Genomic DNA, 24,458 nt, shown 5'->3' with positions numbered 1-24,458 from the left:
CGATTCCAGTCCCTCGGCCGGGTTCCTTCCGCCCCGGCTGCCCCGCTGCCTCAGTCCTTCTTCTCGTTCTGCTCCTTGCGCCCGCGGATCACTTCCTCCAGCGTCTCGGCGATGTACCGCTCGGTCGCCGGCTTGTCGATGCCGAGGCCGCTGAGCACGCCCTCGCCGTTCTCGTGCTCCAGCAGGGCCAGCAGGATGTGCTCGGTGCCGATGTAGTTGTGGCCGAGGCGCAGGGCCTCGCGGAAGGTGAGTTCCAGGACCTTCTTGGCGTCCGAGCCGTAAGGGACCAGCTCCGGGGCGTCGTCGGCGGCGGGCGGGAGCGCCGCGGTGGCCGCCTCACCGACCGCCTCCAGCGACACGCCCTGCGCGGTGATCGCCTGCGCGGCGATGGCCTCCGGCTCGGAGAGCAGCCCGAGGACGAGGTGCTCGGGCAGACCTTCCGCATTGCCGGACTCCTTGGCCTGGGCGTGGGCGACCATGACCACCTTCCGGGCGCGCGGGGTGTAGCGGTTGAAGCCCTGGTTGGGGTCGAGGTCGATCGACTCCTTCGGTACGAAGCGCTTCTGGGCGGCCTGCCGGGTGACCCCCATGCTCTGGCCGATCTCGGTCCAGGACGCGCCCGAGCGCCGCGCCTGGTCCACGAAGTGCCCGATCAGGTGGTCGGCCACGTCGCCCAGGTGGTCGGCGGCGATCACCGCGTCCTGGAGCTGGTCGAGGGGTTCGGTGTGGACCTTCTTGATGGCGTCGATGAGGTCGTCGAGACGGATGGACCCGCTGGCTGCGCTATTGGTCGTCATGTGTCAACCTTAAGTTGACAGCCTGGAGGTGTCAACCCATGGTTGACACCTCCACCGCCTTCGGCGGCGTCGGGAACAGTGCCGACGGCCCGCGCGCCGCAGTGACGGGCGGGAACGTCGCGAACGGCTGCCGCGAACCGGGGCGGCGCCCGGACCCGCGCCCGAACCGGCGGCCCGGGCGGGAGGGTTGTCCACAGGGTGTGGACGGCGCGGACCGTCGTCGGCGGCGCGTGGCACGATCGACGGGTGAGCAGCAGTACGACCAGCACCGTGGAGCGAGCCTTCCAGGCCGCCCTCTACGACGGCACCGATTCCGGCCTCGACACGGGCGCGTCCCTCCTCGCGGCCGATCCCGCCGCGGACGCCGAACTCGCGCGGCGCGGCGCGGAGTTCGTGGCGACGTCCTGGCGGCGCGGCTGGCAGCCCGCCGATGTCGTCCGGCTGGTGCGGCGCGAGCTGGAGGATGTGCATGTCCTCCTGGCGGCGGCGCTGATCCGCGCGCAGGCGCCGTCCGACGGGCCCCGCGGCCCGCGCTGGGCGGCGCAGCTCGCCGACCTCCCGGCCGCTCCCGCGCGCGGGACGGACCGCTTCTCGCACGCGACCGCCGTGCTGGAGCTGTACCGGTTGCTGCTGCGGCTGCCCACCCTGGAAGCGCCGATGGATCCCCCGAGCGCTCGACCGGGCCCGGGTGGAGAGGCGGCGTCGGACCAGGGACGCCCGGCCGCCCGCATGCTCGGCCGCATCCGCGCGCTGCTCGCCAAGGCGGAGGCGACCGGGTATCCGGAGGAGGCGGAGGCGCTGAGCGCCAAGGCGCAGGAGCTGATGGCCCGGCACAGCATCGACGAGGCTCTGCTGGCGGCACAGGCGCCCGCTCCGGACGCGCCCGGTGCCTGGCGGATCGGGGTCGAGCCGCCGTACGAGCAGGCCAAGGCGGTGCTGCTGGACGCGGTCGCGACCGCGAACCACTGCCGCGCGGTGTGGAACGAGCCGTTCGGCTTCTCCACGGTCATCGGTTTCGCGGCGGACCTGGAGGCGGTCGAGCTGCTCTACACCTCGCTGCTGGTGCAGGCCACGCACGCGATGACCAAGGCGGAGGCGGCGCAGCGGGCGGGCGGACGCAAGCGGACCAAGACCTTCCGGCAGTCGTTCCTCGCGGCCTACGCCCATCGCGTCGGCGACCGCCTCACGGCCGCCGCCGAGACCCAGGCGGGCCCCGAGCTGCTGCCGGTCCTGGCCACCCGGGAGGTCGCCGTGAGCGAGCACATGGAGCGCATGTTCCCGCGGACGACCTCGACCCGCCTGCGCGGGGTCAGCGACGCGGCGGGCTGGACGGAGGGCGCCCGCGCGGCAGAGCGAGCCCAGGTCGCCCCCCGCCCCCGGCTGGAGTGAGCGCGATCTGGGGTCCTGCTCGGCTGGGGTGAGCGGGGTCCGGGGTCCTGTCCCCGGCTGGGGTAGGTGTGATCTGGGGTCCTGTCCCTGGCTGGGGTGAGCGGGGTCCGGGGTCCTGTCCCTGGCTGGGGTAGGTGTGATCTGGGGTCCTGTCCCTGGCTGGGGTGGGTGTGATCTGGGGTCCTGCCCCTGGCTGGGGTGAGCGGGGTCCGGGGTGAGCGGGGTCCGGGGTCGCGTCCCCCGCTGGAGTGAGCGCGCTCCGGGGTCCTGCCCTCGGCTGGAGTGAGCGCGGCCCCGGACCCCGCCCCTGCTGGAGTGAGCGCAACCCCGGGCCCCGCCCCCGGGCCGGAATGGGCCCCGCCCCTGGGCGGAGCGGGCCTCGCCCCTTGGCCGGAATGGGCTCCCCCGACCGGAGCGGGCCCCGGGCTCAGTCGCCGGACTGCTGGAAGGCGCCCACAGAGGCGTCCGGGGTCTTCGGGCCGCCCTTTCCCGCGACGGGTCCGTACGTCCACGGGAAGCTCTTGACGTCCTTGGCATCCGGCAGGCCGACCTCCACCGTCTTCGCCGCCACACTGGTCCCGTCGCCCGCCGCGCCACGCACATAACTGATCGTGAAGGACGCGGAGTCGCCCTTGGCGAGCTCCAGTTTCTGCGCCTTCGCGCCCTTCAACGCGGGGACGGAGACCTTGGCGCCGTCGGCGTCCAGTGCGACGTCGGCGAAGCCGTCCAGGGTGCACGGCGCGCTGTGGTTGGTGACGCTGACGGGTACCTCACCCGTGTCACCGGCGGCCGGGGCCACGCTCGCCGAACCGATCTCGACGGAGACCCCGCCGATGGTGCAGGCCGAGCCGCCCTTGCCGTTCGTGGCGCCGCCGTCGTCGCAGGCGGTCAGGGCAAGGGCGGCGGCGAGGACGGTGACGGTGAGCGGAATGGCGCGCATGTGTGGGGTCCCTGTCGAGGTCGTGACGGTATACCCAGCATCATCGCGCCTGGCGCGCGCACCCGATCGCGCGCCCCTCCTGATCCGGATCAGGAACCGAGGTTCGCCGTGGGCAGCCCCGTCGGCAGCTTGCCGCCCTCGGCCTTGGTGTAGGTCTCCTGGCCCAGCTTGCCGGACCAGGTCACCTTCAGGGTGTCCCCGGCCACGGAGTCGACCATCCCGGACTTCCGGTCGGCGTTACCGTCGGTGCAGGTCAGATGGATCATCTGCATGCCCGACTCCTGGCCGGCGGTCCCGCTGCACACGGCCCCGCCGGTAGCGAAGAGCCCGGCCTGCCCGCCGGTGACCACCAGGGCCACGGCCTTGCCGTCGGACGTCGTGAGCCAGCTGCCCTCCAGGGTGTCGGACGAGCCCGTGGCACCACCGGTGTCCGAGGCGGATGAGGCGGATGAGGTGGGCGAGGGCGCCGCGGACGTGCTCGGACGCGGCGAGGCGTCGTCCTTGGAACCGCCGCCCCCGCCGCACGCGGTCAGCGCGAGCGCGCCCGTCAGCCCCGCGGCCGTGGCCGCGATCCGTACCGTCCTAGTCGCCGAAGTCACTGGAAGCTCCCAAGCTGTAGCCGGCCTGTCGAACGACCGCAGCAAGCTACCAGGACTCACCAGGAGGACTTCCGTACGCCGGGCAGGTGTCCGCGGTGCGCCAGCTCGCGCAGGTTCACCCGGGACAGGCCGAAGGTCCGCAGATAGCCGCGCGGACGGCCGTCCACCTGGTCGCGGTTGCGCACGCGCGTGGCGCTGGCGTCGCGCGGCTGCCCGTGCAGTTCCCGCCGCGCGGCGAGCCGTTGCTCCTCCGTGGCGGACGGCCGCCGGATGATCTCCTTCAGTTCGGCCCGGCGGGCGGCGTACCGGGCGACGGTCCGCCGCCGCTCCTCGTTCTTCGCGATCTTGCTCTTCTTCGCCATCGGGTTCTCCCGTGTTCCTCTGTTCCCCGTCCCGTGGAGGTCGCCGAGCCGGGCCATCCCGCGGACTGGACCATCATCTGGACATTGGAACAGGAAGGGCGCGGCGCGCGTCTGTTCCTAGTGCACAAGGGATTCGATCCGGACGACCTGGCCCAGATGACGGGGGGAAGATCACAAAAGGGGGTTGGCGCATGCATGTCATGCGAAGCCTGGGGCAGACGCTTGAAGGGCTTCGGTAAAGGGGTCGTCAAAGCTGTAACCGGAGGAACACCCCCTGTGCACGTGCATCTGCCCATGCATCTGCACATGAACAAGGTTATGATCCCGATCAGTTGACCACTGCATCAATGGCCACACCAGCCAGTGCACCAGCGGGGAGCAGCCTGTGAACCTCGACGTTGACGGCGTGTACGGAGGGTACGACGTGCACAACGGCATGGCTGCCACGCAGCTGGCCGGAGTGGCCTGGCAGAAGAGCAGGTACAGCAACTCGCAGGGCTCCTGTGTGGAGTTCGCCCGGCTGCCCGGCGGAGAGGTGGCCGTGCGCAACTCCCGCTACCCCGACGGTCCCGCGCTCGTCTACACGCGCGCGGAGATCGAGGCGATGCTGCTCGGAATCAAGGACGGCGAGTTCGACCATCTGATCGCGAGCTGACGCCGGCGCCCGGACGGGTGTCGGCGGCCGCCGCGCGAGGCCGGGGAGACGCGCGTAGACAAGCGGCGTCGGACGGTGCCGTGTGCCGCGTCAAGCGCCCGGCGGGAGCCGGAACAGCGCCCAGACGACCTTGCCGCTGAGGGTGCCCGCGAGCGGGTGCCAGCCCCAGCCGTCGCTGAAGGACTCGACGAGGAACAGTCCGCGCCCCGACTCCGCCGCGTAGTCCTCGGCATAGTCCTCGACGGCGCGGGCGACCGGGGTCTCATGGCTGGGGTCGCGCACCGCGCACACCAGGCGCTCGGTCCAGCGCATCAGTTGCAGCCGCACCGACGCGGACGGGTCGACCCCGCCGTCGCCCGGCAACGCGTGCCGCAGGGCGTTGGTGACGAGTTCCGAGACGACCAGGCATATGTCGTCGAAGCGGTCGCCGACGTCCCACTGGTCGAGGGTGCCACGCGTGAACTGCCGGGCCTCGCGGACCGCTTCGTACCGGGCGGGCAGGGCGCAGGAGGCGGCGCTGGACACGGCCTCGGGGTCCAGTGGCGGAAGGCCCTGCCGTAGCGGCTTGAGCATGGTCGATCCATTCGTCCCCATGCGAGGCACTCCCGGGAATTCGCGGTCGTTGCGATGCAGCGGTGGCGCGGGACCATGGTTTCGGATGCGCACAGCAGATGCAAGGGCAGATGCACGTGCACGAGGCCGAATTGCTCCCTCCCGTACTACTTGTCGGCCATTTTTTCCGCCAACCCCACGCACTTGGCTCACCGGGCCCTTGCTTCTTCCTGCGGTGAGACTTTGGCCTCTTTACCGTTTCCGTAACCGGACGAGTACTGCTCGAAGTGCTTTAGTGGCAGACTTCGGCCCTTGAAGACGGTTGGGGAGGCTGGCGAACGTGAGCGCGGGAGAGCCCGGATCGGTGGTGCGACGCATGCTGCTCGGCTCGCAACTCAGGCGACTGCGTGAGTCTCGCGGCATCACGCGCGAGGCCGCGGGGTACTCGATCCGTGCCTCGGAGTCGAAGATCAGCCGGATGGAGCTGGGCCGGGTGAGCTTCAAGACACGGGATGTGGAAGACCTGTTGACGCTGTACGGCATCACGGACGAGGCGGAACGCGAGTCGCTGCTCGCCCTCGCCCGGGAGGCGAACGTGGCCGGCTGGTGGCACAGCTACTCCGATGTGCTGCCGAACTGGTTCCCCACCTATGTGGGCCTGGAGGGCGCCGCCTCCCACATCAGGGTGTACGAGGTGCAGTTCGTGCACGGCCTGCTGCAGACCGAGGAGTACGCGCGGGCGGTCGTCCGGCGCGGCATGAAGGGCGCGAGCGTCGCCGACGTGGAGCGGCGCGTCGCGCTGCGCCTGGAGCGGCAGAAGCATCTCGTCGCCGAGAACGCGCCCGACTTCCACATCGTCCTGGACGAGGCCGCCCTGCGCCGCCCCTACGGCGACCGGGAGGTGATGCGCGGTCAGCTCCAGCATCTGATCGAGTTCTCCGAGCGGTCCAACGTACGCCTGCAGATCATGCCGTTCGGCTTCGGCGGGCACTCCGGGGAGAGCGGCGCCTTCACCATCCTCAGCTTCCCCGAGTCCGATCTGTCCGATGTGGTCTACCTGGAGCAGCTCACCAGCGCGCTGTATCTGGACAAACGCGAGGACGTCGCCCAGTACGAGCACGCGCTGAAGGAGTTGCAGCAGGACAGCCCGGGGCCGGACGAGAGCCGTGACCTGCTGCGGGGGCTGCTCCAACTGTCCTGACAACCGCCCCTGTCCGCCGGGGCGGAGCTGATCCCAGGGGCATTCGTATCCCCAGGTGACACCCCAACTCACGCTCAACACAAGTACGATGGCGCCTGATCAGCGTGATGAGACCGTGAGCGTGATCAGACCGTGCGGTTGATCGGACCGTGAGGTTGATCGGGTGTCTGGCTGGCTGCTTCGGCAGCAAGGGGATCGAGGGATCACATGTCGTCCTGCTTCACCGACCTGGCCCAGCAGTACATCGACGGTGAGTGGCGCCCGGGCACCGGTTCCTGGGACATCATCGACTTCAACCCGTACGACGGCGAGAAGCTGGCCTCGATCACCATAGCCACCGTCGACCAGGTGGATCAGGCATACCGGGCCGCGGCCCGTGCCCAGCGCCCGTGGGCCGAGACCAACCCCTATGCTCGCCGTGTCCTGTTCGAGCGGGTCCTGCGCCTGGTCGAGGAGCGGGAACAGCAGATCACCGAGGCGATCGTCGCCGAACTGGGCGGCACGCTGCTGAAGGCCCGGTTCGAGATCCACCTCGCCAAGGAGTTCCTGCGGGAGGCGGCGCAGCTGGCGCTGCGCTGCGACGGCAGATTCATGCCGTCGCCGATCGACGGCAAGGAAAACCGGGTCTACCGTGTCCCGGTCGGTGTGGTCGGCATCATCAGCCCCTTCAATTTCCCCTTCCTGCTGTCGATCAAGCCGGTCGCCTCGGCGCTCGCCCTGGGCAACGCCGTCGTCGTCAAACCGCACCAGGACACCCCGATCTGCGGCGGCACACTGCTCGCCCAGCTCTTCGAGGACGCGGGGCTGCCGGCCGGGCTGTTGAACGTGGTGCTCACCGACATCGCCGAGATCGGTGACGCGTTCATCGAGCACCCGGTCCCCAAGGTGATCTCCTTCACCGGCTCCGACAAGGTGGGCCGGCACATCGCCACCGTCTGCGCGGGCCACCTCAAGCGGACGGTGCTGGAACTGAGCGGCAACAGCGCGCTGGTGGTCCTCGACGACGCCGACATCGACTACGCGGTCGACGCGGCCGTCTTCAGCCGGTACGTCGACCAGGGCCAGGTCTGTATGGCCGCCAACCGGGTCCTCGTGGACCGTTCGGTCGCGGACGAGTTCACCGAGAAGTTCGTGGCCAAGGTCAGGACGCTGAAGACGGGCGACCCGAGCGACCCGCAGACGGTCATCGGGCCGGTCATCAACTCCCTCCAGGCGAATGCCATCACGGCCGTCATCGAGCAGGCCGTGACCGAGGGCGCCACCGTCCTGGTGCGCGGCTCGACCACCGACAATCTGGTCGAGCCCTCCGTCCTGACGGACGTACCGATCCGCTCCTCGCTGCTGCGCAAGGAGATTTTCGGCCCTGTCGCCCTGCTCGTCCCGTTCGACGGCGAGGAGGAGGCGGTCCACATCGTCAACGACACCCCGTACGGGCTGAGCGGCGCTGTGCACACGGCCGACACCGAGCGGGGCGTGGCGTTCGCCAAGCGGGTCGACACCGGGATGTTCCACGTGAACGACGGCACGATCCACGACGAGCCGCTGGTGCCGTTCGGCGGCGAGAAGGACTCCGGAATCGGCCGGCTGAACGGCGAGACGACGCTGGACGCGTTCACCACCCTGAAGTGGATCTCGGTACAGCACGGCAGAAGCAGGTTCCCGTTCTAGATGCATATCTAGTGCTGTGACCGCATAGGTTCACCGGGTTGGCGGTCGTGGCGGTTGGATGTGCGGCGACGTCCGATCCGATCGCTGGAGGCCCGGTGGCCGAGCCTGTCCGTGTACGCAGACTGACCCAGGAGGGGCAGAAGCTGCAGCAGATCATGCGCAGGGGCAGCACGAGTTCGGTGCGCTACCGGCGCGCGATGATGCTGCTCGCCTCGGCGGGCGGGAACCGGGTGCCGGTGATCGCCCAGCTGGTCCAGGCCGACGAGGACACCGTGCGCGATGTGATCCACCGCTTCAACGAGATCGTCCTGGCCTGCCTGGACCCTCAGTGGGCGGGAGGCCGTCCCCGCCTACTCAGCCGTGAGGACGAGGACTTCGTCATCCGGACGGCCACCACTCGCCCCACCAGGCTCGGCCAGCCCTTCACCTGCTGGTCGATCCGCAAACTCGCCGCCTGCCTGCGGAAAGTGCACGGCCGCGTCATCCGCATCGGCCGTGAAGCCTTACGGTGCCTGCTCCGGCGCCGCGGCGGCACCTTCCAGCGCACCAAGAGCTGGAAGGAGTCGCCCGACCCTGATCGCGACGTCAAGCTCGACCGGATTGAGCAGGTGCTGGACCGCTTCCCGGACCGGGTCTTCGCCTTCGACGAGTTGGGGCCCCTGGGGATCCGGCCCACCGCGGGTTCCTGCTGGGCGGAACAGGGCAAGCCAGACCGGCTGCCGGCGACCTACCGCCGCACCCACGGCGTCACCTACTTCCACGGCTGCTACTCCGTGGGCGACGACCGCCTGTGGGGCGTCAACCGACGTCGCAAGGGCACCGCCAACACCCTGGCCGCGCTCAAGTCGATCCGTGCCGCCCGACTCGGCGGCGCCCCGATCCACATCATCCTGGACAACCTCTCCGCCCACACCGGCGCGGACATCCGCCGCTGGGCGAAGAAGAACAAGGTCGAGCTGTGCTTCACCCCGACCTACGCTTCCTGGGCCAATCCGATCGAGGCCCACCTCGGCCCGCTGCGGCAGTTCACCCTGGCCAACTCCCACCACCGCAGCCACCCCGCGCAAATCCAGGCACTGCACCGTTACCTGCGCTGGCGCAATACCAACGCCCGCCACCCCGACGTACTTGCCGCCCAACGCAAGGAACGCGCCCGCGTCCGCAGCGAGAAGGGCATCCGCTGGGGCGGACGCCCCCTCAACACCGCAGCCTGACCAACCGCGAACCACAGCCCCCGAGCGCCGAAGGGGGCAAGTTCAGGGCAGGACAGCGACAGAAGGATGACTCAGGATGCGGACGGTTCGATCTCCCCCGCAAAGACGATGACCTGGTCGATGAGGCTCCGCCGCAGATGGACGACGTCCGTTCCCGCGAGGCGGGGACCTCCATCCGGCGTGGTGAAGACCCACTGGTACCGGGCCCACTCGTCAGGCATGTCCACCGCCGAGCAGCGCACCATCGTGCCGGTCCCCGCCGGGTGGCGCCGGATGTCCAGCACGAACCGCTCGACCGCCGCGATTCCTTCGCTGCGGCCCAACGGCCCCCAGAAGACCACGTCTGAGGTCAGAGCCTGGGAGAGCAGGGCAGTCACATAGCTGTCGTCCGAGGCGTTGAACGCGGAGATGAACGTGTCGATCGCGGACCGTGCAATCTCTTCCTGCATGCCCCAGTAATACCAGCCGTTTCACGTGCGCTCGTCCCGCGAGCCGCCTTCCGATCACGGCGAACCATCCCGGTCACAGCACTAGACAGGCCCTGGCGGCGCCGGGGCGTCGGGGCGCGGGGGGCGCGGGGGCGCGGCCCGGTGATGTCCGTGGGCGGCGGCTTGTGCGACTCCCCGGTGATGTTCGTGGGTGGTGCGGCTTGTGCGACTGGGCGGCGATGCCCGTGAGTGGTGTGGCTTTCGCGACTCGGTGGCTTTCACGGGACGGTGGTTTTCGCGGGGCGGCGGCTCGCCCTGGTGCGGGTCGGCCGATCTCCGGGCCATAACCTGGATCGCATGTCAGCGATCCGTCTTCTCGTGCTGGGAGCGGTCCGCCAGCACGGGCGGGCCCACGGGTACCAGGTGCGCAACGATCTGGAGTACTGGGGCGCGCACGAGTGGTCCCACGCCAAGCCCGGCTCGATCTACCACGCCCTGAAGCAGATGGCCAAGCAGGGCCTGCTGCGCGCGCACGAGATCGCGCCGTCCACCGCCGGGGGCCCGCCGCGCACGGAGTACGAGATCACCGAGGCGGGCACCGAGGAGTTCCTCCGGCTGCTGCGCGAGGCGCTGACCGCGTACGACCAGCGAATGGACGTCAAGTCGGCCGCCATCGGCTTCATCGTCGACCTGCCGCGGGCCGAGGCGGTGGCGCTGCTGACGGAGCGGATCCGGCGGATCGAGGAGTGGCGCTCCAGCGTCACCGAGGACTATGTGCCCGAGGACGGCCCCGGGCAGTACGGGCACATCGGCGAGATCATGAACCTCTGGCTCCATACGGCCGACGGGGAGGCCGAGTGGACGCGGGGGCTGATCGAGCGCATCGAGGCGGGCGCGTACACGTTCGCGGGGGAGGGCGCTCCGTTCGTCGGGGTCCTGGTGGAGGGCGAGGAGAACCCGTATGCGACGGGTGAGCCGCATCCGGGAGACGACCGCTAATCAAGTTTGACCAATCGAGTTCGAGGGGTTAGCTTCGAGTGTGTAGTCAAGTTTGACTAGCGAGGGAGTGGCAGTGACCGAAGCGGCGATCAGCGTCGACGCGGCACGCAAGACATACGGCGGCAGACCGGCACTGGACGGGCTCGACCTCACGGTCGCCCGCGGCACGGTGCACGGGGTGCTCGGCCCCAACGGGGCGGGCAAGACGACCCTGGTCCGGATCCTTTCCACCCTGCTCAGGCCGGACGGCGGCCGGATCGAGGTGGCCGGGCACGATGTGCTGACGCAGGCCCGCACGGTGCGCCGCCGGATCGGGCTGCTGGGCCAGCACGCGGCCCTCGACGAGGAGCTGAGCGGCCGCCAGAACCTGGAGATGTTCGGCCGCCTCCACCATCTGGGCGCCCGCCACGCGCGCGTGCGCGCCGGTGAACTCCTGGAGCGCTTCGCCCTCGCCGACACCGGCCGTCGGCCGGTCCGCGCCTACAGCGGCGGCATGCGGCGCCGTCTCGACCTCGCCGCCTCCCTGATCACCGAGCCGGCTGTGCTCTTTCTGGACGAGCCGACCACCGGCCTCGACCCGCGGGGCCGCACCGAGGTGTGGACCTCGGTCCGCTCCCTGGTCGGCGGCGGGACGACGGTCCTGCTCACCACCCAGTACCTGGAGGAGGCCGACCAACTCGCCGACCGTATCTCGGTCGTCGACCACGGCCGGGTCGTCGCCGACGGCACCGCGGATGAGCTGAAGGCGCTGACCGGCGGCGACCGCATCGACGTCGTGCTGCGCGACGCGGATCAACTGGACACGGCGCTCGCCCTGTTGCCGTTGCCTGCCGTCGACGTCACCGTCGACCCCGACCGTCGGCTGCTCAGCGCCCCGGTCACCGACCGGATGGCGGCGCTCTCCGGGGTCGTACGGGCCCTGGAGGCCGCCGGCATCGAGGCGGCGGACATCGCCCTGCGCCGACCGACCCTGGACGAGGTGTTCCTGCACCTGACCGGACGCGAGGACCGTATGGACCGGACGAAGGAGACCGTGTGAACAGCCACGCCCTGGCCGACTCCTGGACCATGACCCGCCGCGAACTCGCCCGCTGGGCACGGCAGCCCGGGCAGGTGCTCGTCGCCCTGCTCTTCCCCGTGATGCTGCTGCTGATGTTCGGCTATCTGGTCGGCGGCGGCCGGGGCGTGCGCGGCGACTACGTCGACTACCTGGTGCCCGGCATGCTCGCGCTCACCATGGCCTTCGGCCTGGAGGGCACGATGCTCGCCGTCACCCAGGACCTCAACAAGGGCGTCATCGATCGGTTCCGCGCCATGCCCATGGCCAACGGGGCGGTGCTGGTGGGCCGTTCGGCCGCCGACATGCTCCAGTCGGCGGCCGGGCTCGTGCTGATGGCCGGGGTGGCCGGTGCGGTGGGCTGGCGGCCGCACGGCGGGCCGGGGCCCTTCCTCGCGGCCGTCGGCCTGCTGCTGTTGTTCCGCTTCGCGATGCTGTGGATCGGCATCTACCTCGCCCTGGTCGCCGGTCGGCCGGAGCTGGTCCAGGCCGTGCAGATCCTCGTCTGGCCGGTCGGCTTCCTGTCCAACGCCTTCGCCACCCCCGACGCCATGCCCGGCTGGCTGGGCACGGCCGTCCAGTGGAACCCGCTCTCGCACACCGCCACCGCCGTACGGGAGTTGCTCGGCGGCCAGGGTGGCGAGGGCGGGCATGTCTGGACCGCGGTGATCTGGCCGCTCGCGCTGCTCGCGGTGTTCTTTCCGGTGGCGGTGCGGCGGTTCACACGGTGACGCTCCGCTGGGTGGGCGGTTGTCTTCGTGTGGGTTCCTTGTTGTTGGTTGTCTGCGGCTGCGTCGTGGCTTGTCGCGCAGTTCCCCGCGCCCCTATGGGGTAGTGGCCCTGGTCGTTGTTGGTTGTCTGCGGCTGTGTTGTGGGTGGTTGCGCAGTTCCCCGCGCCCCTATCGGGGCGTTGGCCCGTTGGGTGTTGGGGTTAGTGGTGGAAGGCGGTGGATGCCTGTTTGTCTTGGGCCAAGGGGTGTGGCTGGCGGCGTAGTTCCGGCAGTAGGTGGGCCAGGTTTTCGAGGAACAGGTCGGCGAGGTCGGTGGAGAAGCCGTTGCGGCAGACGATTCGCAGGACGGACAGGTCCTCTCGGTTCGGCGGGAAGGTGTACGCGGGGACCAGCCAGCCGCCCTCGCGCAGCCGGCGGGAGACGTCGAAGACGTCGAACGACGTCACGTCCGGTGCGGTCGCGAAGGCGAACACCGGCAGCTGGTCGCCCCGGGTCAGCAACCGGAAGTCGCCGAACGCCTCGATGCGTTCGGCGAGTGCGCGCGCCACGTCCCGGGTGGACTGCTGCACGGCCCGGTAGCCCTCGCGGCCCAGCCGCAGGAACGTGTAGTACTGCGCGACCACCTGCGCGCCGGGCCGGGAGAAGTTCAGCGCGAAGGTCGGCATGTCGCCGCCCAGGTAGTTGACCCGGAAGACCAGTTCCTCGGGCAGCGCCTCCTTGTCCCGCCACACCGCCCAGCCGACGCCGGGGTAGACCAGGCCGTACTTGTGCCCCGAGGTGTTGATCGACGCCACCCTGGGGAGGCGGAAGTCCCACACCAGGTCCTCGTCGAGGAACGGCGCGACCATGCCGCCGGACGCGCCGTCCACGTGCACCGGTACGTCCAGGCCGGTGCGCTCCTGGAGGTCGTCCAGGGCCGCGCACAGGTCGGCGATCGGCTCGTACGACCCGTCGAAGGTGGAGCCGAGGATACCGACGACACCGATGGTGTTCTCGTCGCACAGCTCGGCCGCGGCCTGCGGATCGAGGTGGTACCGGTCGCCCTCCATCGGCACCTGGCGGGCCTCGACCTCCCAGAAGTTGCAGAACTTGTCCCAGCAGACCTGGACGTTCACGCCCATGACCAGGTTGGGGCCGGCCCCGCCGGACGGGTAGCGGTCGCGGTTGCGGTGCATCCACCGCCGCTTGAGCGCCATGCCGGCCAGCATGCACGCCTCGCTGGAGCCGGTCGTCGAACAGCCCACGGCGGCCGACGGGTCCGGCGCGTTCCACAGGTCGGCGAGCATCGCCACACAGCGCCGCTCCAGCTCGGCCGTGCGCGGGTACTCATCCTTGTCGATCATGTTCTTGTCCCGGCACTCGGCCATCAGGACGCCCGCCTGCGGCTCCATCCAGGTGGTGACGAACGTGGCCAGGTTCAGCCGGGAGTTGCCGTCCAGCATCAGCTCGTCGTGCACCAGCTGGTACGCGGTCGACGGCGCGAGCGGTTGGTTCGGCAGCCGATGGGTGGGCGGGGCCTCGGTCATGCCGCCGACCGGATTGGCCTCCCCGAAGAACGGGTTGACGGACAGCCGCCGGTGTTCGTGTTTCTGCGGACCCTTGTGCAGTGCCATGGACGTGCCTTCCTGGAGGGTCGGGGGTGGTCAGCCGGTCAGCGCATCGCCGTACCGTCCGCGCGCAACTGCATCTGCGGTCGCCCGGTCACCAGCAGCCAGGCCGGCAGCGAGGCGATGCACAGCAGGGCGAGGACCGCGGGCGACGCCACGAGTATCGCGGCGGTGAACAGACTCACCCAGCCCTGCCGGGTGACGGCCAGGAGCATGCCCAGCACCCCCGCGGACACGCCCACCGCAGGCTGCACGGCGGGCACCAGCGCGTGTGCGCACAGGCCGAGGGCGGCGCCCACGAAGACGGCCGGGAAGATCCGGCCGCCCCGGAACCCCGAGGACGCGGCGACGAGCAGCGCGGCCAGCTTCACCACCGCCAGACCAGCGAACTGCCCGGCCGTCCAGTCCTGGGGATCGCGCGCCAGCTCCGCGACCTCGTCCAGCCCCTTGAACAGCGTCAGTTGGCCGCCCAGGGCGCCCAGCGCCCCGAGGACGACCCCGCCCGCCGGAAGCATCAGCATCGGGTGCCGCAGCCGCCGGAAGGCCCCGTGGACGCACGGGAAGCCGAGCACGGCGCACATGCCCAGCAGTGCGCCCGCCGCCGCGACGACGAGCGCCGCGAGCACGTCGGCCCAGCCGGGGCGGCCGATCGGAGGCAGCCGCAGCTCGAAGCTCGGGTGGGCCACCAGAGTGGTCGTCAGGGCGCCCGCCGCGCCCGCCGCGAGCGGAGCGAAGAGGCTGTCCCACAGCCGTCCCCTGATCGGCCGCCCGGCCAGCGCCTCCGAGAGGACCAGGGCCGCAGCCACCGGCGTGCCGAACAGCGCGCCGATCGTCGCCGACTCCGCGAGCGTCGGCCACAGGCCGCCCGGCAGCCCCGGCGCCAACCGGGCGCCCAGCCACACCGCAAGACCCACGTTCGCGGCGATGATCGGGTTCTCCGGGCCGAGGCTCGGCCCGCCCGCCAGCATCAGCGCGGCCGCCAGCAGCAGGCCGGGCAGCACCGCGGGCGGGAGCGTGGGCGCGTCCAGGCCCAGGGTGGCCGGATCGGGTCCGGCGTGCCCCGGCACCTTCCAGACCACGAGGCCCACGGCGATCCCGGTCGCGGTGAGCACGATGAAGATCCATGCCACGGAGTACCGGCCGATCCCGAGCGCGTCGGGCAGGTCCCCCCAGAGCACGCCCTGAAACTTCTCGGCCGCCACGCTCACCCCGACGAAGAGCAGACTGGCCAGCACGCCCACCACGAGGGCGGGCACGACCAAGGGCAGCAGGGCGCGCGCCGGGGTCGCCGGAGCGGTGGGCGCCTGCCGCGCCGAGTCCTGGGCCACGGGCTCACGATAAACGGACATAAGTGGGCGAACATCCCGAGGGGGACGGGCTTGCACCTCACGTCACGTGAGGGGCCACCGTGGAGCGCGTACCGAGAGAAGGAGCGGAAGTGAGCTACTCCGTGGGACAGGTCGCCGGGTTCGCCGGGGTCACGGTGCGCACCCTGCACCACTACGACGAGATCGGCCTGCTCGTCCCGGGCGGGCGCAGCCACGTGGGCCACCGGCGCTACAGCGACGCCGACCTCGACCGGCTGCAACGGATCCTGTTCTACCGGGAACTCGGCTTTCCGCTCGACGAGGTCACGGTCCTGCTCGACGACCCGGACGCGGACCCGCGCGCGCATCTGCGCCGTCGGCACGCACTGCTGACCGCCCGGATCGAGAAGCTGCAGCGGATGGCCGAGGCCGTGGAGCACGCCATGGAGGCACGCAGAATGGGCATCAACCTCACGCCGAAGGAGCGGTTCGAGGTCTTCGGGGACAAGGATCCCGAGCAGTACGCCGAGGAGGCGCGGGTGCGCTGGGGCGGCACGGAGGCGTACGCCGAGTCGCAGCGTCGCGCCGCCCGCTACACCAAGGAGGACTGGAAGCGGTTGCAGGCCGAGGTCGACGACTGGAGCGAGCGGTACGCGGCCCTGGTGGAGGCGGGCGCGTCCCCGGCCGGCGAGCCGGCCATGGACATGGCCGAGGAGCATCGGCGGCACATCTCCCGGTGGTTCTACGCGTGCCCGTACGAGATGCACCGCTGCCTCGGCGAGATGTACGTCGCCGACGAGCGCTTCAAGGCGTTCTACGACGCGATGCGCCCGGGCCTGGCCGAGCACCTCAAGGAGGCGATCCTGGCCAACGTCGCCCGGCACATCGCATAGAGCCGGGTCGGGGCGGGCGTGGGGAGGGGCATGGACCCGGGAGCAGCGCGGCTCGTGGGGCCGGGGGCGGCGAGGCGCACGGTTCGTTCCGGCGGAGCCGCAGCGCATTCCGGGGCCGGCGGTGGAACCTGGGGCGGTCACCCGGCGTTGATAGCTTTGTGCGGCTGCACCAGGACGCCACCGCCGCCCTCACCCCTTCAGGAGCCCGGAACCGTGACGACGCTTGCCCTCGGCCCGAGCTGGCTGGACCCCAATTATCTGCTGGACACGTACAGCATCTGGGGCCTGCTCCTCATCGTCTTCGCCGAGTCCGGTCTGCTCATCGGCTTCTTCCTGCCGGGTGACTCGCTGCTGTTCACGGCCGGACTGCTGATCACCTCCGGTCAACTGGACTTCCCGCTGTGGGCGGCCATCGCCCTCATCTGCGTCGCCGCGATCCTCGGCGACCAGGCGGGCTACATGTTCGGCAAGAAGGTCGGCCCGAGCCTCTTCAACCGTCCGGACTCCCGTCTCTTCAAGCAGGAGAATGTCACCAAGGCGCACGAGTTCTTCGAGAAGTACGGCCCGAAGTCCCTGGTCCTGGCCCGCTTCGTGCCCATCGTGCGCACGTTCACGCCGATCATCGCCGGTGTCAGCGGCATGAAATACCGCTCGTTCCTGATCTTCAACGTCATCGGTGGTGTCCTGTGGGGCGCGGGCGTCACGCTGCTCGGCTCCTGGCTCGGCAAGATCGACTTCGTGAACCAGCACATCGAGATGATCCTCATCCTGATCGTCCTGGTCTCGGTGGTGCCGATCATCATCGAGTTCCTGCGGGCCCGCTCCAAGAACAAGAGCAACCCGCCCGCCGAGCCCGCCGCGCGGCAGCCCTTCCAGCAGCAGGCCCCGGTCATGGACGACGCCACGACCCGGCTGCGCCGCATCGAGCCGGCCTACGAGCAGCAGGCACAGCGGCCGCAGCAGCAGCCCCAGGACCCGTACGGCAACTGGAACCAGGGCCAGGACAACCGGGGGTACGACAACCAGGGCTACGGCGACCAGGCGTACGGCAACCAGGGCTACGGCGAGCAGGGCTACGGCAACGGGAATTACGGCGAGCAGGGCCACGGTAACCAGGGCCACGGTAACCAGGGTTACGGCGAGCAAGGCCACGGCGACCAGGGCTACGGCAACGGGGGCCACGGTCGGCAGCAGTACCCGTACGACTCCCGCCAGGGCGACTACCGCCCCTGACCGACGCGGCGACCAGGGGGCGGCCCGGGTCGCCGTCCGCGCGAACGGCCGTTCAGAAGCCCCTGGTCCGCTTGGCCGCCCGCCGCTTCCCGGCGGAGCCCACCCGCAGGAACAGCCGCGAGATCTCCGCCCCGAGGTTGACCCCGATCGCGATGGCTATAGCCAGGGACGCGGCCTTCGCCAGCGACACCAGCCCCTTGTCGACCTGGTTCTGCGAGATGGACAGCAGACCGAAGTAGGTGGCCGAACCCGGCAGCAGCGGTCCGATCGCCGCCGTCGTGTAGGGCAGCGCCGACGCGAACCGGTAGCGCGACAGCAGCTGCCCGAACAGGCCCACCAGACCCGCCGCCACCGCCGTGGAAGCGACCGGCGACAGGTTGCCGACAGCCTGCATCGCGCCGTACACCGACCAGGCGACGCCCCCGTTGACGGTGACGGCCAGCACCGTGGAGCGCTCCTGCTGGAGCAGCACGGCGAAGGTCAGCGACAGCAGCATCGCCGCCGCGATCTGCAGCAGCGGCCGCTCCTCGATGTTCATCGCGGCATCCGGGTTGAGCTGGCCGCCCACCTTGACCCCGAAGTACAGGACGATCAGCACGCCCATGACGATGCCGACGTAGAAGTACATGACCTCCAGCAGCCGCGCGGCCGCGGTGATGTAGAAACCCGTCAGACCGTCCTGCACGCCCGCCACCAGCGCCCGTCCGGGCAGCAGCGCGAACAGCCCACCGGTGATCACGGCCGCCGCCCGCACGTCGACGTGTGCCAGGGTGAGCGCCACCCCGATCGCGGCCGGCGGCATCGCGGCCACCGTGAACTGGTAGAACTCCGGCAGCCCGCGCCCCGCGCACAGCCAGGCGAGCCGGTCGCCGAGCATCGCGCCCAGCGCGGCGGCGAAGAACACGATCAGATCGCCGCCGACCAGGACCGAGGCGGCACCGGCCAGCAGCCCGCTCGCCGTGGTCAGCGCCCAGCCCGGGTAGGGGTGCCGGTTGCGGCGGATCTCCGCGAGCCGCCGGTATGCCTCCTCCAGGGAGACATGCGTCTCCGGGTCGGAGAGATCGTCCACGAGCTGGAAGACGGCCGCCAGCCGCGTGTAGTCGGTGCCCCGTCTGCGTACCGTCCGCGAGGCCGTCACCGGGTCGTCCACCAGCGACGGCTGGTGCGAGATCGACAGCAGCGTGAAGGTGACGGTCGGCTCGCACCGGTCGAGCCCGTAGGACCGGCAGACCGCGAACATCGCGCCCTCCACGTCCTCGGCGTTCTCCCCGCCCGCCAGCAGCAGCTCGCCGATGCGCAGGGTCAGGTCGAGCACGCGCGGGACGGCCGGACCGTCCTCCTCCGCCTTGTGCACCGGCTCCGGCGCGGGCCGCTCGGCGACCGGCATACGCAGCATCGTGCGCATCCGGTCCTGCCAGGGCGCGTCCTTGGTCAGGCTGACCGCCGGGACACCGGCCGGCGGCGTGAACACCGGCGAGCCGTGCTGGGCGCTGTAGGCGCTGGGCAGGGTGAACGCCGACCCCTCCGGCCCGGCGCTCGCCGACTGCGGTGCCTCCAGGCCCTCCGGCACGGCGAACTCGGACGTCGTCTCGGACTCGGCACCGCCGGTCCTGGGGACCGCGAGACCCTGGGGGACGGCGAACTCGGACGTGATCTCGGGGTCGTACGTGGTCCTCGCCTCGTCCGAGCGAGGCTTGCGGTCCTCCGCGTCCGTCACTCCTCAACGCTCCCTGAACGACACCTTCCGTCAGGCTCAGTATGCGCATGGACGCACGAACTCAGAATGGGCATGGACACACGAACCAAGAATGGCCATGGACACACGGACGGGCCGCACGCGTGCGCGTACGGCCCGTCCGTGCGGTAGTGGGCTCAGTGACCGCCCTGCTCCTCGAAGCGCTTGTAGGACCGCTCGATCTCCTCCTCGGCGTCCGTACGACCCACCCAGTTGGCACCCTCGACCGACTTGCCGGGCTCCAGGTCCTTGTAGACCTCGAAGAAGTGCTGGATCTCCAGGCGGTCGAACTCGGACACGTGGTGGATGTCGCGCAGATGCTCCACCCGCGGGTCGGTGGCCGGAACGCAGAGCAGCTTGTCGTCGCCGCCCGCCTCGTCCGTCATGCGGAACATGCCGATCGCCCGGCAGCGGATCAGGCAGCCCGGGAACGTCGGCTCGTCCAGGATGACCAGCGCGTCCAACGGGTCGCCGTCCTCGCCGAGGGTGTTCTCGACGAAGCCGTAGTCGGTCGGGTAGGCGGTCGAGGTGAAGAGACGACGGTCCAGGCGGATACGACCGGTCTCGTGATCCACCTCGTACTTGTTCCGCGAACCCTTCGGGATCTCGATCGTGACGTCGAACTCCACCGGTGGCTCCTCCATGATCAGCACATAGTTCTGGTGGTTAAGTGTCCCTCACGCAGGTGTGTGATCGCGAAAGGGGTTGGTGGTCATGCCAGAGCTGAGGTCTTGGCGCGCCGCGAGACCGCACGTGGTGCGGATCGTGAACGCCGTACGACCACGTCTGACAGGGGTCGCGGCGACCGCCCGGCCACGGGTCACGCGGCTCGTACGGGCCGTGAAACCGCAGCTCGCGCGGATCCCCGGGCCCCGGACAGCGCGGACCTGGCAGTACACCGCGGGTGCCGCCACCGCCGGGCTGGCGCTGGCCGCCGGGGTGGTGACCGCCGCTGGCCCCTGGGACGCCAACGGTCAGCGTACGGCCGAGCGGGACCGGGCCGCCGCCCTGGAGCGGGCAGGTGGCGCAGATCACGGCGACGACTCCGGCACGGTCTCCGGGACCCCCCGGCCCGCCCCGAGCGCGGCGCCCGTGCTGACCGGTCTCGGCGGCACCGCGCACGCCGCGGACAGCACGGGCGCCGGGGACGCCGGGAGACCCCTCGCGGACGTCCTCGGGCCGCTCCTGGACGCCCCGGCGCTCGGCGGCTCCCACACGGCCGTGGTGGTCGACACGGCGACCGGTGAACGGCTGTACGGCATCGGCGCCGACAAGGCGCTGACCCCCGCCTCCACCACGAAGATCGCCACGGCGGTCGCCGCGCTCTCCGCCCTCGGCCCCGACCACCGCCTCACCACCCGCGCCGCCCTGGAGCCCGGCACCAAGGAACTCGTCCTGGTCGGCGGCGGCGACCCCACCCTCACCGCCCGGAAGAACCCCGGCGGCTGGGCCGGTCTGCGCACGCTCGCCACCGACACCGCGAAGGCGCTGCGCGCCCGCGGCGTCCACGAGGTCACCCTCGCCTACGACACCAGCCTGTACTCGGGCCCCGACCTGCACCCCATCGGCGTGAACGACAACCTCGCCCGGGTCAGCGCCCTGATGGCCGACGAGGGCCGCGCCGACGCCTCGACGAGCGGCCCGGCGGCGCGGGTGCCCGACCCGGCTGCGGGCGCGGCCCGTACCTTCGCCGACCTCCTCGGGGAGGCCGGCGTCAGGACGAAGGCCCCCCGCCCCGCCAAGGCCACCGGCCGCGCCACCACCCTCGCCTCCGTCGCCTCGCCCCCGCTGTCCGCCCTGGTCGAACGCATGCTGACCAACAGTGACAACGACATCGCCGAGGCCCTGGCCCGGCAGACCGCCGTCGCGACCGGTGGGCCGGCCGGCTTCGACGGCGGCGCCCGGGCCGTCGCCGCCCAACTGACCGAGCTGGGCCTGCCGACGGCCGGATCCGTCTTCCACGACGGCAGCGGCCTGAACCGCGACGACCGGCTGACCGCGAACCTCCTCACCGCCCTCCTGGCGAAGGCCGCCTCGCCGGCCCGCCCCGACCTGCGCCCGGTCCTCACCGGCCTCCCGGTGGCCGGCTTCACCGGCACGCTCAGCGACCGCTACGCGGACGGCGCGGCGGGCGTCGTACGGGCCAAGACGGGCACCCTGACCGGGGTCAACTCACTGGCCGGCACCGTGGTCGACCAGGACGGCCGGCTGTTGGCCTTCGCCTTCCTGGCGTCCGACACGACGAACGCCGTCGAGGCGCAGGCGGCACTGGACGCGACGGCTACGGCGCTGGCGAACGTCCGCGCTTAGCGCTGGGCTGGGGCGGGGTGGCGAGTCTGTCGGCTGTGGCGCCGTCGTGGCCGGTCGCGCCCACGCGGCGGAGCCGCACATCGACACAGCCCCGGGCCCCTTTGGGGGGCTGGTTGTGGGGTGGGCGGGTTTGTGCGGTCTGTCTGGGGTCGGCTTGTCGGCTGCGGCGCCGTCGTGGTTGGTCGCGCAGTTCCCCGCGCCCCTTTGGGGGCTGGTTCTGGGTGGGCGGGTTTGTGCGGGCTGCTTTCCCGCGCCACCTTTGGGGGTTGGTTGTGGTGGTGGCTGGCTTTGTGTGGATTGCTTGGGATCGGGTTTCGCGTGTGACGTCGTTGGTCGCGTGCGCTCGCTTGGCCTGCCCCAAGTCATGACGCTCACGTACCGTTGATGCATGACGAGCATCGGCGGTGCCGCTTCTTCTGGGATGGTCGACTGGAATCTCGCGGTCGCGACCGCGACCCGGCTCGTGCGGCCGGGCCCCGAGGTGAGCCGCGACGAGGCCCGGGCCGTCGTCGCGGAGCTGCGCCGGCACGCGAAGGCATCGGAGGAGCACGTCCGGGGCTTCACCCGGCTGGGGGCCGAGGGCATCCACGACACCCCCGTCCTCGTCGTCGACCGTCCCGGCTGGGTCAGGGCGAACGTCGCCGGGTTCCGGGAGGTCCTCAAACCGCTGCTCGACAAGTTGCAGGAGCGGCGCGGAAGCACCCCGGGCGGCGCGGTCCTCGGCGCCGTCGGCGGCAAGGTCACCGGCGTCGAACTCGGCATGCTGCTGTCCTTCCTGGCCTCCCGCGTCCTCGGCCAGTACGAGACCTTCGCCCCCGACACCCGGGACCTCCCGGCGGGCGAGAACGGCGGCGGCCGGCTGCTGCTGGTCGCGCCGAACATCGTCCACGTGGAGCGCGAACTCGACGTCCAGCCGCACGACTTCCGGCTGTGGGTGTGCCTGCACGAGGAGACCCACCGCACGCAGTTCTCCGCGGTGCCCTGGCTGCGCGACCACCTGGAGGGCGAAATCCAGTCGTTCCTCGCGGAGACCGACGTCGACCCCATGACCGTCCTGGAGCGCATCCGTGAGGCCGCCCAGTCGCTGGCCGGCGGACGCCCCGAGGCGGAGGAGGACGACGGCGGCCGGTCCTTCGTGGAACTCGTGCAGACCCCGGCCCAGCGGGAGATCCTGAGTCGGCTCACCGCCGTGATGTCCCTGCTGGAGGGGCATGCCGACTTCGTGATGGACGGGGTCGGCCCGGACGTCGTGCCGACCGTCGCCGAGATCCGGGAGAAGTTCCAGCAGCGCCGCGCCAAGGGCGCCTCCCGGCTGGACATGGCCCTGCGCAAGCTGCTCGGTCTGGACGCCAAACTCAAGCAGTACCGGGACGGCGAACGCTTCGTGCGAGCCGTCGTCGACGAGGTCGGCATGGACGGCTTCAACCGGGTGTGGACGTCCCCGAACACACTGCCGACCAAGACGGAGATCGCCAAACCGGCGGACTGGATCGCGCGGGTGCACCGCAGGCCGGAGTCGTGAACGGTATGAGGCCGTCGTGAAAGGAATCCGGCCTACGGCAGGCGAACGCCCCTTCAATCACTCGTCCGAGGGACCGTGTGCCATGGGTAGGCGTGCAATGCTCGGGGAACGGCCCGTTTCTGTCACCATCTACACACTCTGAGTGACCGAACTCGGGTTCACCCCCTGAAGACTTCATGAAGGGAACCGGACATGGGTCCCCATCCTGCGGTCGCGGCGATACGCCTGGCGGTTCGCCGCGCCCTCCACGACATCCTCACCGACGACACCCCAGCGATCCCGCAGGCAGCCCCCCGGCGCGCGGGCCCGCACGGCGCCGGGCACATGCGTTCCCCCTCCCCGCTCGTGCTCGTGGCGTGCTCCGGAGGCGCCGACTCCATGGCACTCGCCTCCGCCCTCGCCTTCGAAGCCCCCAGACTCGGCATCCGCGCCGGCGGCGTCACCGTCGACCACGGCCTCCAGCCCGGCTCCGACGCACGCGCCGACGAGGTCGTGCTGCGGCTGTGCGAATTCGGCCTGGAGCCGGTCGAGTCCGTCGCGGTGTGCGTCGGCCGCGCGGGCGGACCCGAAGCAGCCGCCCGCGATGCCCGCTACGCCGCCCTCGACGCCGCCGCCGACCGCCACGGCGCCACCGCGATCCTGCTCGGCCACACCCGCGACGACCAAGCCGAAACCGTCCTGCTCGGCCTCGCCCGGGGGTCCGGCATCCGCTCCCTGTCCGGAATGGCCGCGGTCTCGGGGGCCGGCGGCCGTTACCGGCGTCCCTTCCTCCACCTCGACCGGCAGACCGCCCGCAAAGCCTGCATGGTCCAGTCCCTGCCGGTCTGGGACGACCCGCACAACGCGGATCCCGCGTACACGCGCTCCCGGCTGCGCCACGAGGGCCTGCCCGCCCTGGAGAAGGCGCTCGGCAAGGGCGTCGTCGAAGCCCTCGCCCGTACGGCGCAGCTGTCCCGCGACGACGCGGACGCCCTCGACGCCTGGGCCGTCCAGGCCGCGACCGCCGTGCGCGACGCCACCGGGCTCCTGGAGTGCGCCAAGCTCTACGCGCTGCCGTCCGCCGTGCGCCGCCGTGTGCTGCGTCGTGCCGCCATCGACGCCGGCGCGCCGGCCGGCTCGCTGTTCGCCCGCCACATCGAGGAAGTCGACCGCCTGATCACGGGCTGGCGCGGCCAGGGAGCCATCAACCTCCCGGGCAAGGTCGTCGCCCAGCGGCAGGGTGGCAGACTGGTGATTCGGCAAGGCTGAGTCCCATCCCT

24 protein-coding genes are annotated in these 24,458 nt (G+C 70.9%); 14 read left to right on the top strand and 10 right to left on the bottom strand.

From position 1 onward, the window contains the following. Window positions 1-50: 50 nt before the first annotated feature. Window positions 51-797: a Clp protease N-terminal domain-containing protein gene (locus tag ACWEKM_RS07510; RefSeq protein ID WP_451620222.1), complete on the bottom strand. Its 747-nt coding sequence runs from the start codon at window positions 795-797 to the stop codon at window positions 51-53. Between the two features lie 246 nt (window positions 798-1,043). On the opposite strand from ACWEKM_RS07510, the gene ACWEKM_RS07505 reads away from it, so the two are divergent. Then, window positions 1,044-2,186 (top strand): DUF2786 domain-containing protein, encoded by a 1,143-nt coding sequence (locus ACWEKM_RS07505; RefSeq protein WP_451620221.1) that lies wholly within the window; start codon window positions 1,044-1,046, stop codon window positions 2,184-2,186. 427 nt (window positions 2,187-2,613) lie between these two features. Here ACWEKM_RS07505 and ACWEKM_RS07500 read toward each other — a convergent pair whose 3' ends face one another. From ACWEKM_RS07500 to rpsN, 3 genes are all read right to left on the bottom strand, one after another. Next, window positions 2,614-3,126, bottom strand: coding sequence for a DUF4232 domain-containing protein (locus ACWEKM_RS07500; protein WP_451620220.1), 513 nt, complete (start codon window positions 3,124-3,126; stop codon window positions 2,614-2,616). An 89-nt stretch (window positions 3,127-3,215) separates the two neighbouring features. Then, window positions 3,216-3,725: a hypothetical protein gene (locus ACWEKM_RS07495; RefSeq protein ID WP_451620219.1), complete on the bottom strand. Its 510-nt coding sequence runs from the start codon at window positions 3,723-3,725 to the stop codon at window positions 3,216-3,218. A 56-nt stretch (window positions 3,726-3,781) separates the two neighbouring features. Further along, on the bottom strand, window positions 3,782-4,087 hold the full coding sequence (rpsN, locus tag ACWEKM_RS07490; RefSeq protein ID WP_451620218.1) for a 30S ribosomal protein S14: 306 nt from the start codon (window positions 4,085-4,087) through the stop codon (window positions 3,782-3,784). 33 nt (window positions 4,088-4,120) lie between these two features. On the opposite strand from rpsN, the gene ACWEKM_RS07485 reads away from it, so the two are divergent. Together ACWEKM_RS07485 and ACWEKM_RS07480 are read left to right on the top strand one after the other, a co-directional pair. Further along, the gene (locus ACWEKM_RS07485) at window positions 4,121-4,423 is read left to right on the top strand and encodes a hypothetical protein (RefSeq protein ID WP_451620217.1); all 303 of its coding nucleotides are present in this window, start codon (window positions 4,121-4,123) and stop codon (window positions 4,421-4,423) included. A gap of 100 nt (window positions 4,424-4,523) precedes the next feature. Continuing rightward, the gene (locus ACWEKM_RS07480; protein ID WP_451620271.1) at window positions 4,524-4,742 is read left to right on the top strand and encodes a DUF397 domain-containing protein; all 219 of its coding nucleotides are present in this window, start codon (window positions 4,524-4,526) and stop codon (window positions 4,740-4,742) included. A gap of 90 nt (window positions 4,743-4,832) precedes the next feature. Here ACWEKM_RS07480 and ACWEKM_RS07475 read toward each other — a convergent pair whose 3' ends face one another. Continuing rightward, entirely contained in the window at window positions 4,833-5,336 is a 504-nt protein-coding gene (locus ACWEKM_RS07475; protein WP_451620216.1) for an ATP-binding protein, read from the bottom strand. A gap of 334 nt (window positions 5,337-5,670) precedes the next feature. On the opposite strand from ACWEKM_RS07475, the gene ACWEKM_RS07470 reads away from it, so the two are divergent. From ACWEKM_RS07470 to ACWEKM_RS07460, 3 genes are all read left to right on the top strand, one after another. Continuing rightward, window positions 5,671-6,495 carry a helix-turn-helix domain-containing protein gene (locus tag ACWEKM_RS07470; protein WP_451620270.1) on the top strand — a complete coding sequence of 275 codons (825 nt, stop codon included), beginning with the start codon at window positions 5,671-5,673 and terminating at the stop codon, window positions 6,493-6,495. Between the two features lie 207 nt (window positions 6,496-6,702). Beyond that, window positions 6,703-8,163 (top strand): aldehyde dehydrogenase family protein, encoded by a 1,461-nt coding sequence (locus ACWEKM_RS07465; RefSeq protein ID WP_451620215.1) that lies wholly within the window; start codon window positions 6,703-6,705, stop codon window positions 8,161-8,163. 95 nt (window positions 8,164-8,258) lie between these two features. Beyond that, on the top strand, window positions 8,259-9,377 hold the full coding sequence (locus ACWEKM_RS07460; RefSeq protein ID WP_451620214.1) for an IS630 family transposase: 1,119 nt from the start codon (window positions 8,259-8,261) through the stop codon (window positions 9,375-9,377). Between the two features lie 71 nt (window positions 9,378-9,448). Here ACWEKM_RS07460 and ACWEKM_RS07455 read toward each other — a convergent pair whose 3' ends face one another. Further along, window positions 9,449-9,826, bottom strand: coding sequence for a hypothetical protein (locus ACWEKM_RS07455; RefSeq protein WP_030825962.1), 378 nt, complete (start codon window positions 9,824-9,826; stop codon window positions 9,449-9,451). A 336-nt stretch (window positions 9,827-10,162) separates the two neighbouring features. On the opposite strand from ACWEKM_RS07455, the gene ACWEKM_RS07450 reads away from it, so the two are divergent. From ACWEKM_RS07450 to ACWEKM_RS07440, 3 genes are all read left to right on the top strand, one after another. Continuing rightward, the gene (locus ACWEKM_RS07450) at window positions 10,163-10,804 is read left to right on the top strand and encodes a PadR family transcriptional regulator (RefSeq protein WP_451620213.1); all 642 of its coding nucleotides are present in this window, start codon (window positions 10,163-10,165) and stop codon (window positions 10,802-10,804) included. A 73-nt stretch (window positions 10,805-10,877) separates the two neighbouring features. Next, window positions 10,878-11,843, top strand: a complete 966-nt coding sequence (locus ACWEKM_RS07445; protein WP_451620212.1) for an ATP-binding cassette domain-containing protein — start codon at window positions 10,878-10,880, stop codon at window positions 11,841-11,843. 29 nt (window positions 11,844-11,872) lie between these two features. After that, window positions 11,873-12,592 carry an ABC transporter permease gene (locus ACWEKM_RS07440; RefSeq protein ID WP_451620269.1) on the top strand — a complete coding sequence of 240 codons (720 nt, stop codon included), beginning with the start codon at window positions 11,873-11,875 and terminating at the stop codon, window positions 12,590-12,592. A 200-nt stretch (window positions 12,593-12,792) separates the two neighbouring features. Here ACWEKM_RS07440 and ACWEKM_RS07435 read toward each other — a convergent pair whose 3' ends face one another. Both ACWEKM_RS07435 and ACWEKM_RS07430 read right to left on the bottom strand, forming a co-directional pair. Next, window positions 12,793-14,205, bottom strand: coding sequence for a glutamate decarboxylase (locus tag ACWEKM_RS07435; RefSeq protein WP_451620211.1), 1,413 nt, complete (start codon window positions 14,203-14,205; stop codon window positions 12,793-12,795). A 38-nt stretch (window positions 14,206-14,243) separates the two neighbouring features. After that, window positions 14,244-15,527: an ion channel protein gene (locus ACWEKM_RS07430; protein WP_451620210.1), complete on the bottom strand. Its 1,284-nt coding sequence runs from the start codon at window positions 15,525-15,527 to the stop codon at window positions 14,244-14,246. Window positions 15,528-15,637: 110 nt separating this feature from the next. Here ACWEKM_RS07430 and ACWEKM_RS07425 point away from each other — a divergent pair, with 110 nt between their 5' ends. Together ACWEKM_RS07425 and ACWEKM_RS07420 are read left to right on the top strand one after the other, a co-directional pair. After that, window positions 15,638-16,399, top strand: coding sequence for a MerR family transcriptional regulator (locus ACWEKM_RS07425; protein ID WP_451620209.1), 762 nt, complete (start codon window positions 15,638-15,640; stop codon window positions 16,397-16,399). Window positions 16,400-16,612: 213 nt separating this feature from the next. Then, window positions 16,613-17,632 (top strand): VTT domain-containing protein, encoded by a 1,020-nt coding sequence (locus ACWEKM_RS07420; RefSeq protein ID WP_451620208.1) that lies wholly within the window; start codon window positions 16,613-16,615, stop codon window positions 17,630-17,632. A gap of 52 nt (window positions 17,633-17,684) precedes the next feature. On the opposite strand, the gene ACWEKM_RS07415 is transcribed toward ACWEKM_RS07420, so the two are convergent. After that, window positions 17,685-19,349: a threonine/serine ThrE exporter family protein gene (locus ACWEKM_RS07415; protein WP_451620207.1), complete on the bottom strand. Its 1,665-nt coding sequence runs from the start codon at window positions 19,347-19,349 to the stop codon at window positions 17,685-17,687. Between the two features lie 155 nt (window positions 19,350-19,504). After that, a complete protein-coding gene (locus tag ACWEKM_RS07410; RefSeq protein WP_451620206.1) occupies window positions 19,505-19,996 on the bottom strand; it encodes an inorganic diphosphatase in 492 nt (163 codons plus the stop codon). A gap of 85 nt (window positions 19,997-20,081) precedes the next feature. On the opposite strand from ACWEKM_RS07410, the gene dacB reads away from it, so the two are divergent. The 3 genes from dacB (at window position 20,082) to tilS (ending at window position 24,447) form a co-directional block, all read left to right on the top strand. Beyond that, the gene (gene dacB, locus ACWEKM_RS07405) at window positions 20,082-21,677 is read left to right on the top strand and encodes a D-alanyl-D-alanine carboxypeptidase/D-alanyl-D-alanine endopeptidase (RefSeq protein WP_451620205.1); all 1,596 of its coding nucleotides are present in this window, start codon (window positions 20,082-20,084) and stop codon (window positions 21,675-21,677) included. Window positions 21,678-22,065: 388 nt separating this feature from the next. Continuing rightward, the gene (locus ACWEKM_RS07400) at window positions 22,066-23,199 is read left to right on the top strand and encodes a zinc-dependent metalloprotease (RefSeq protein ID WP_451620204.1); all 1,134 of its coding nucleotides are present in this window, start codon (window positions 22,066-22,068) and stop codon (window positions 23,197-23,199) included. A 192-nt stretch (window positions 23,200-23,391) separates the two neighbouring features. Then, window positions 23,392-24,447: a tRNA lysidine(34) synthetase TilS gene (gene tilS, locus ACWEKM_RS07395; RefSeq protein WP_451620203.1), complete on the top strand. Its 1,056-nt coding sequence runs from the start codon at window positions 23,392-23,394 to the stop codon at window positions 24,445-24,447. Window positions 24,448-24,458: the final 11 nt, after the last annotated feature.

It is taken from the genome of Streptomyces sp. NPDC004752, assembly GCF_053601275.1.
The sequence above is the reverse complement of the archived record's forward strand: the minus strand, read 5'-3'. Positions and strand labels throughout refer to the sequence as shown.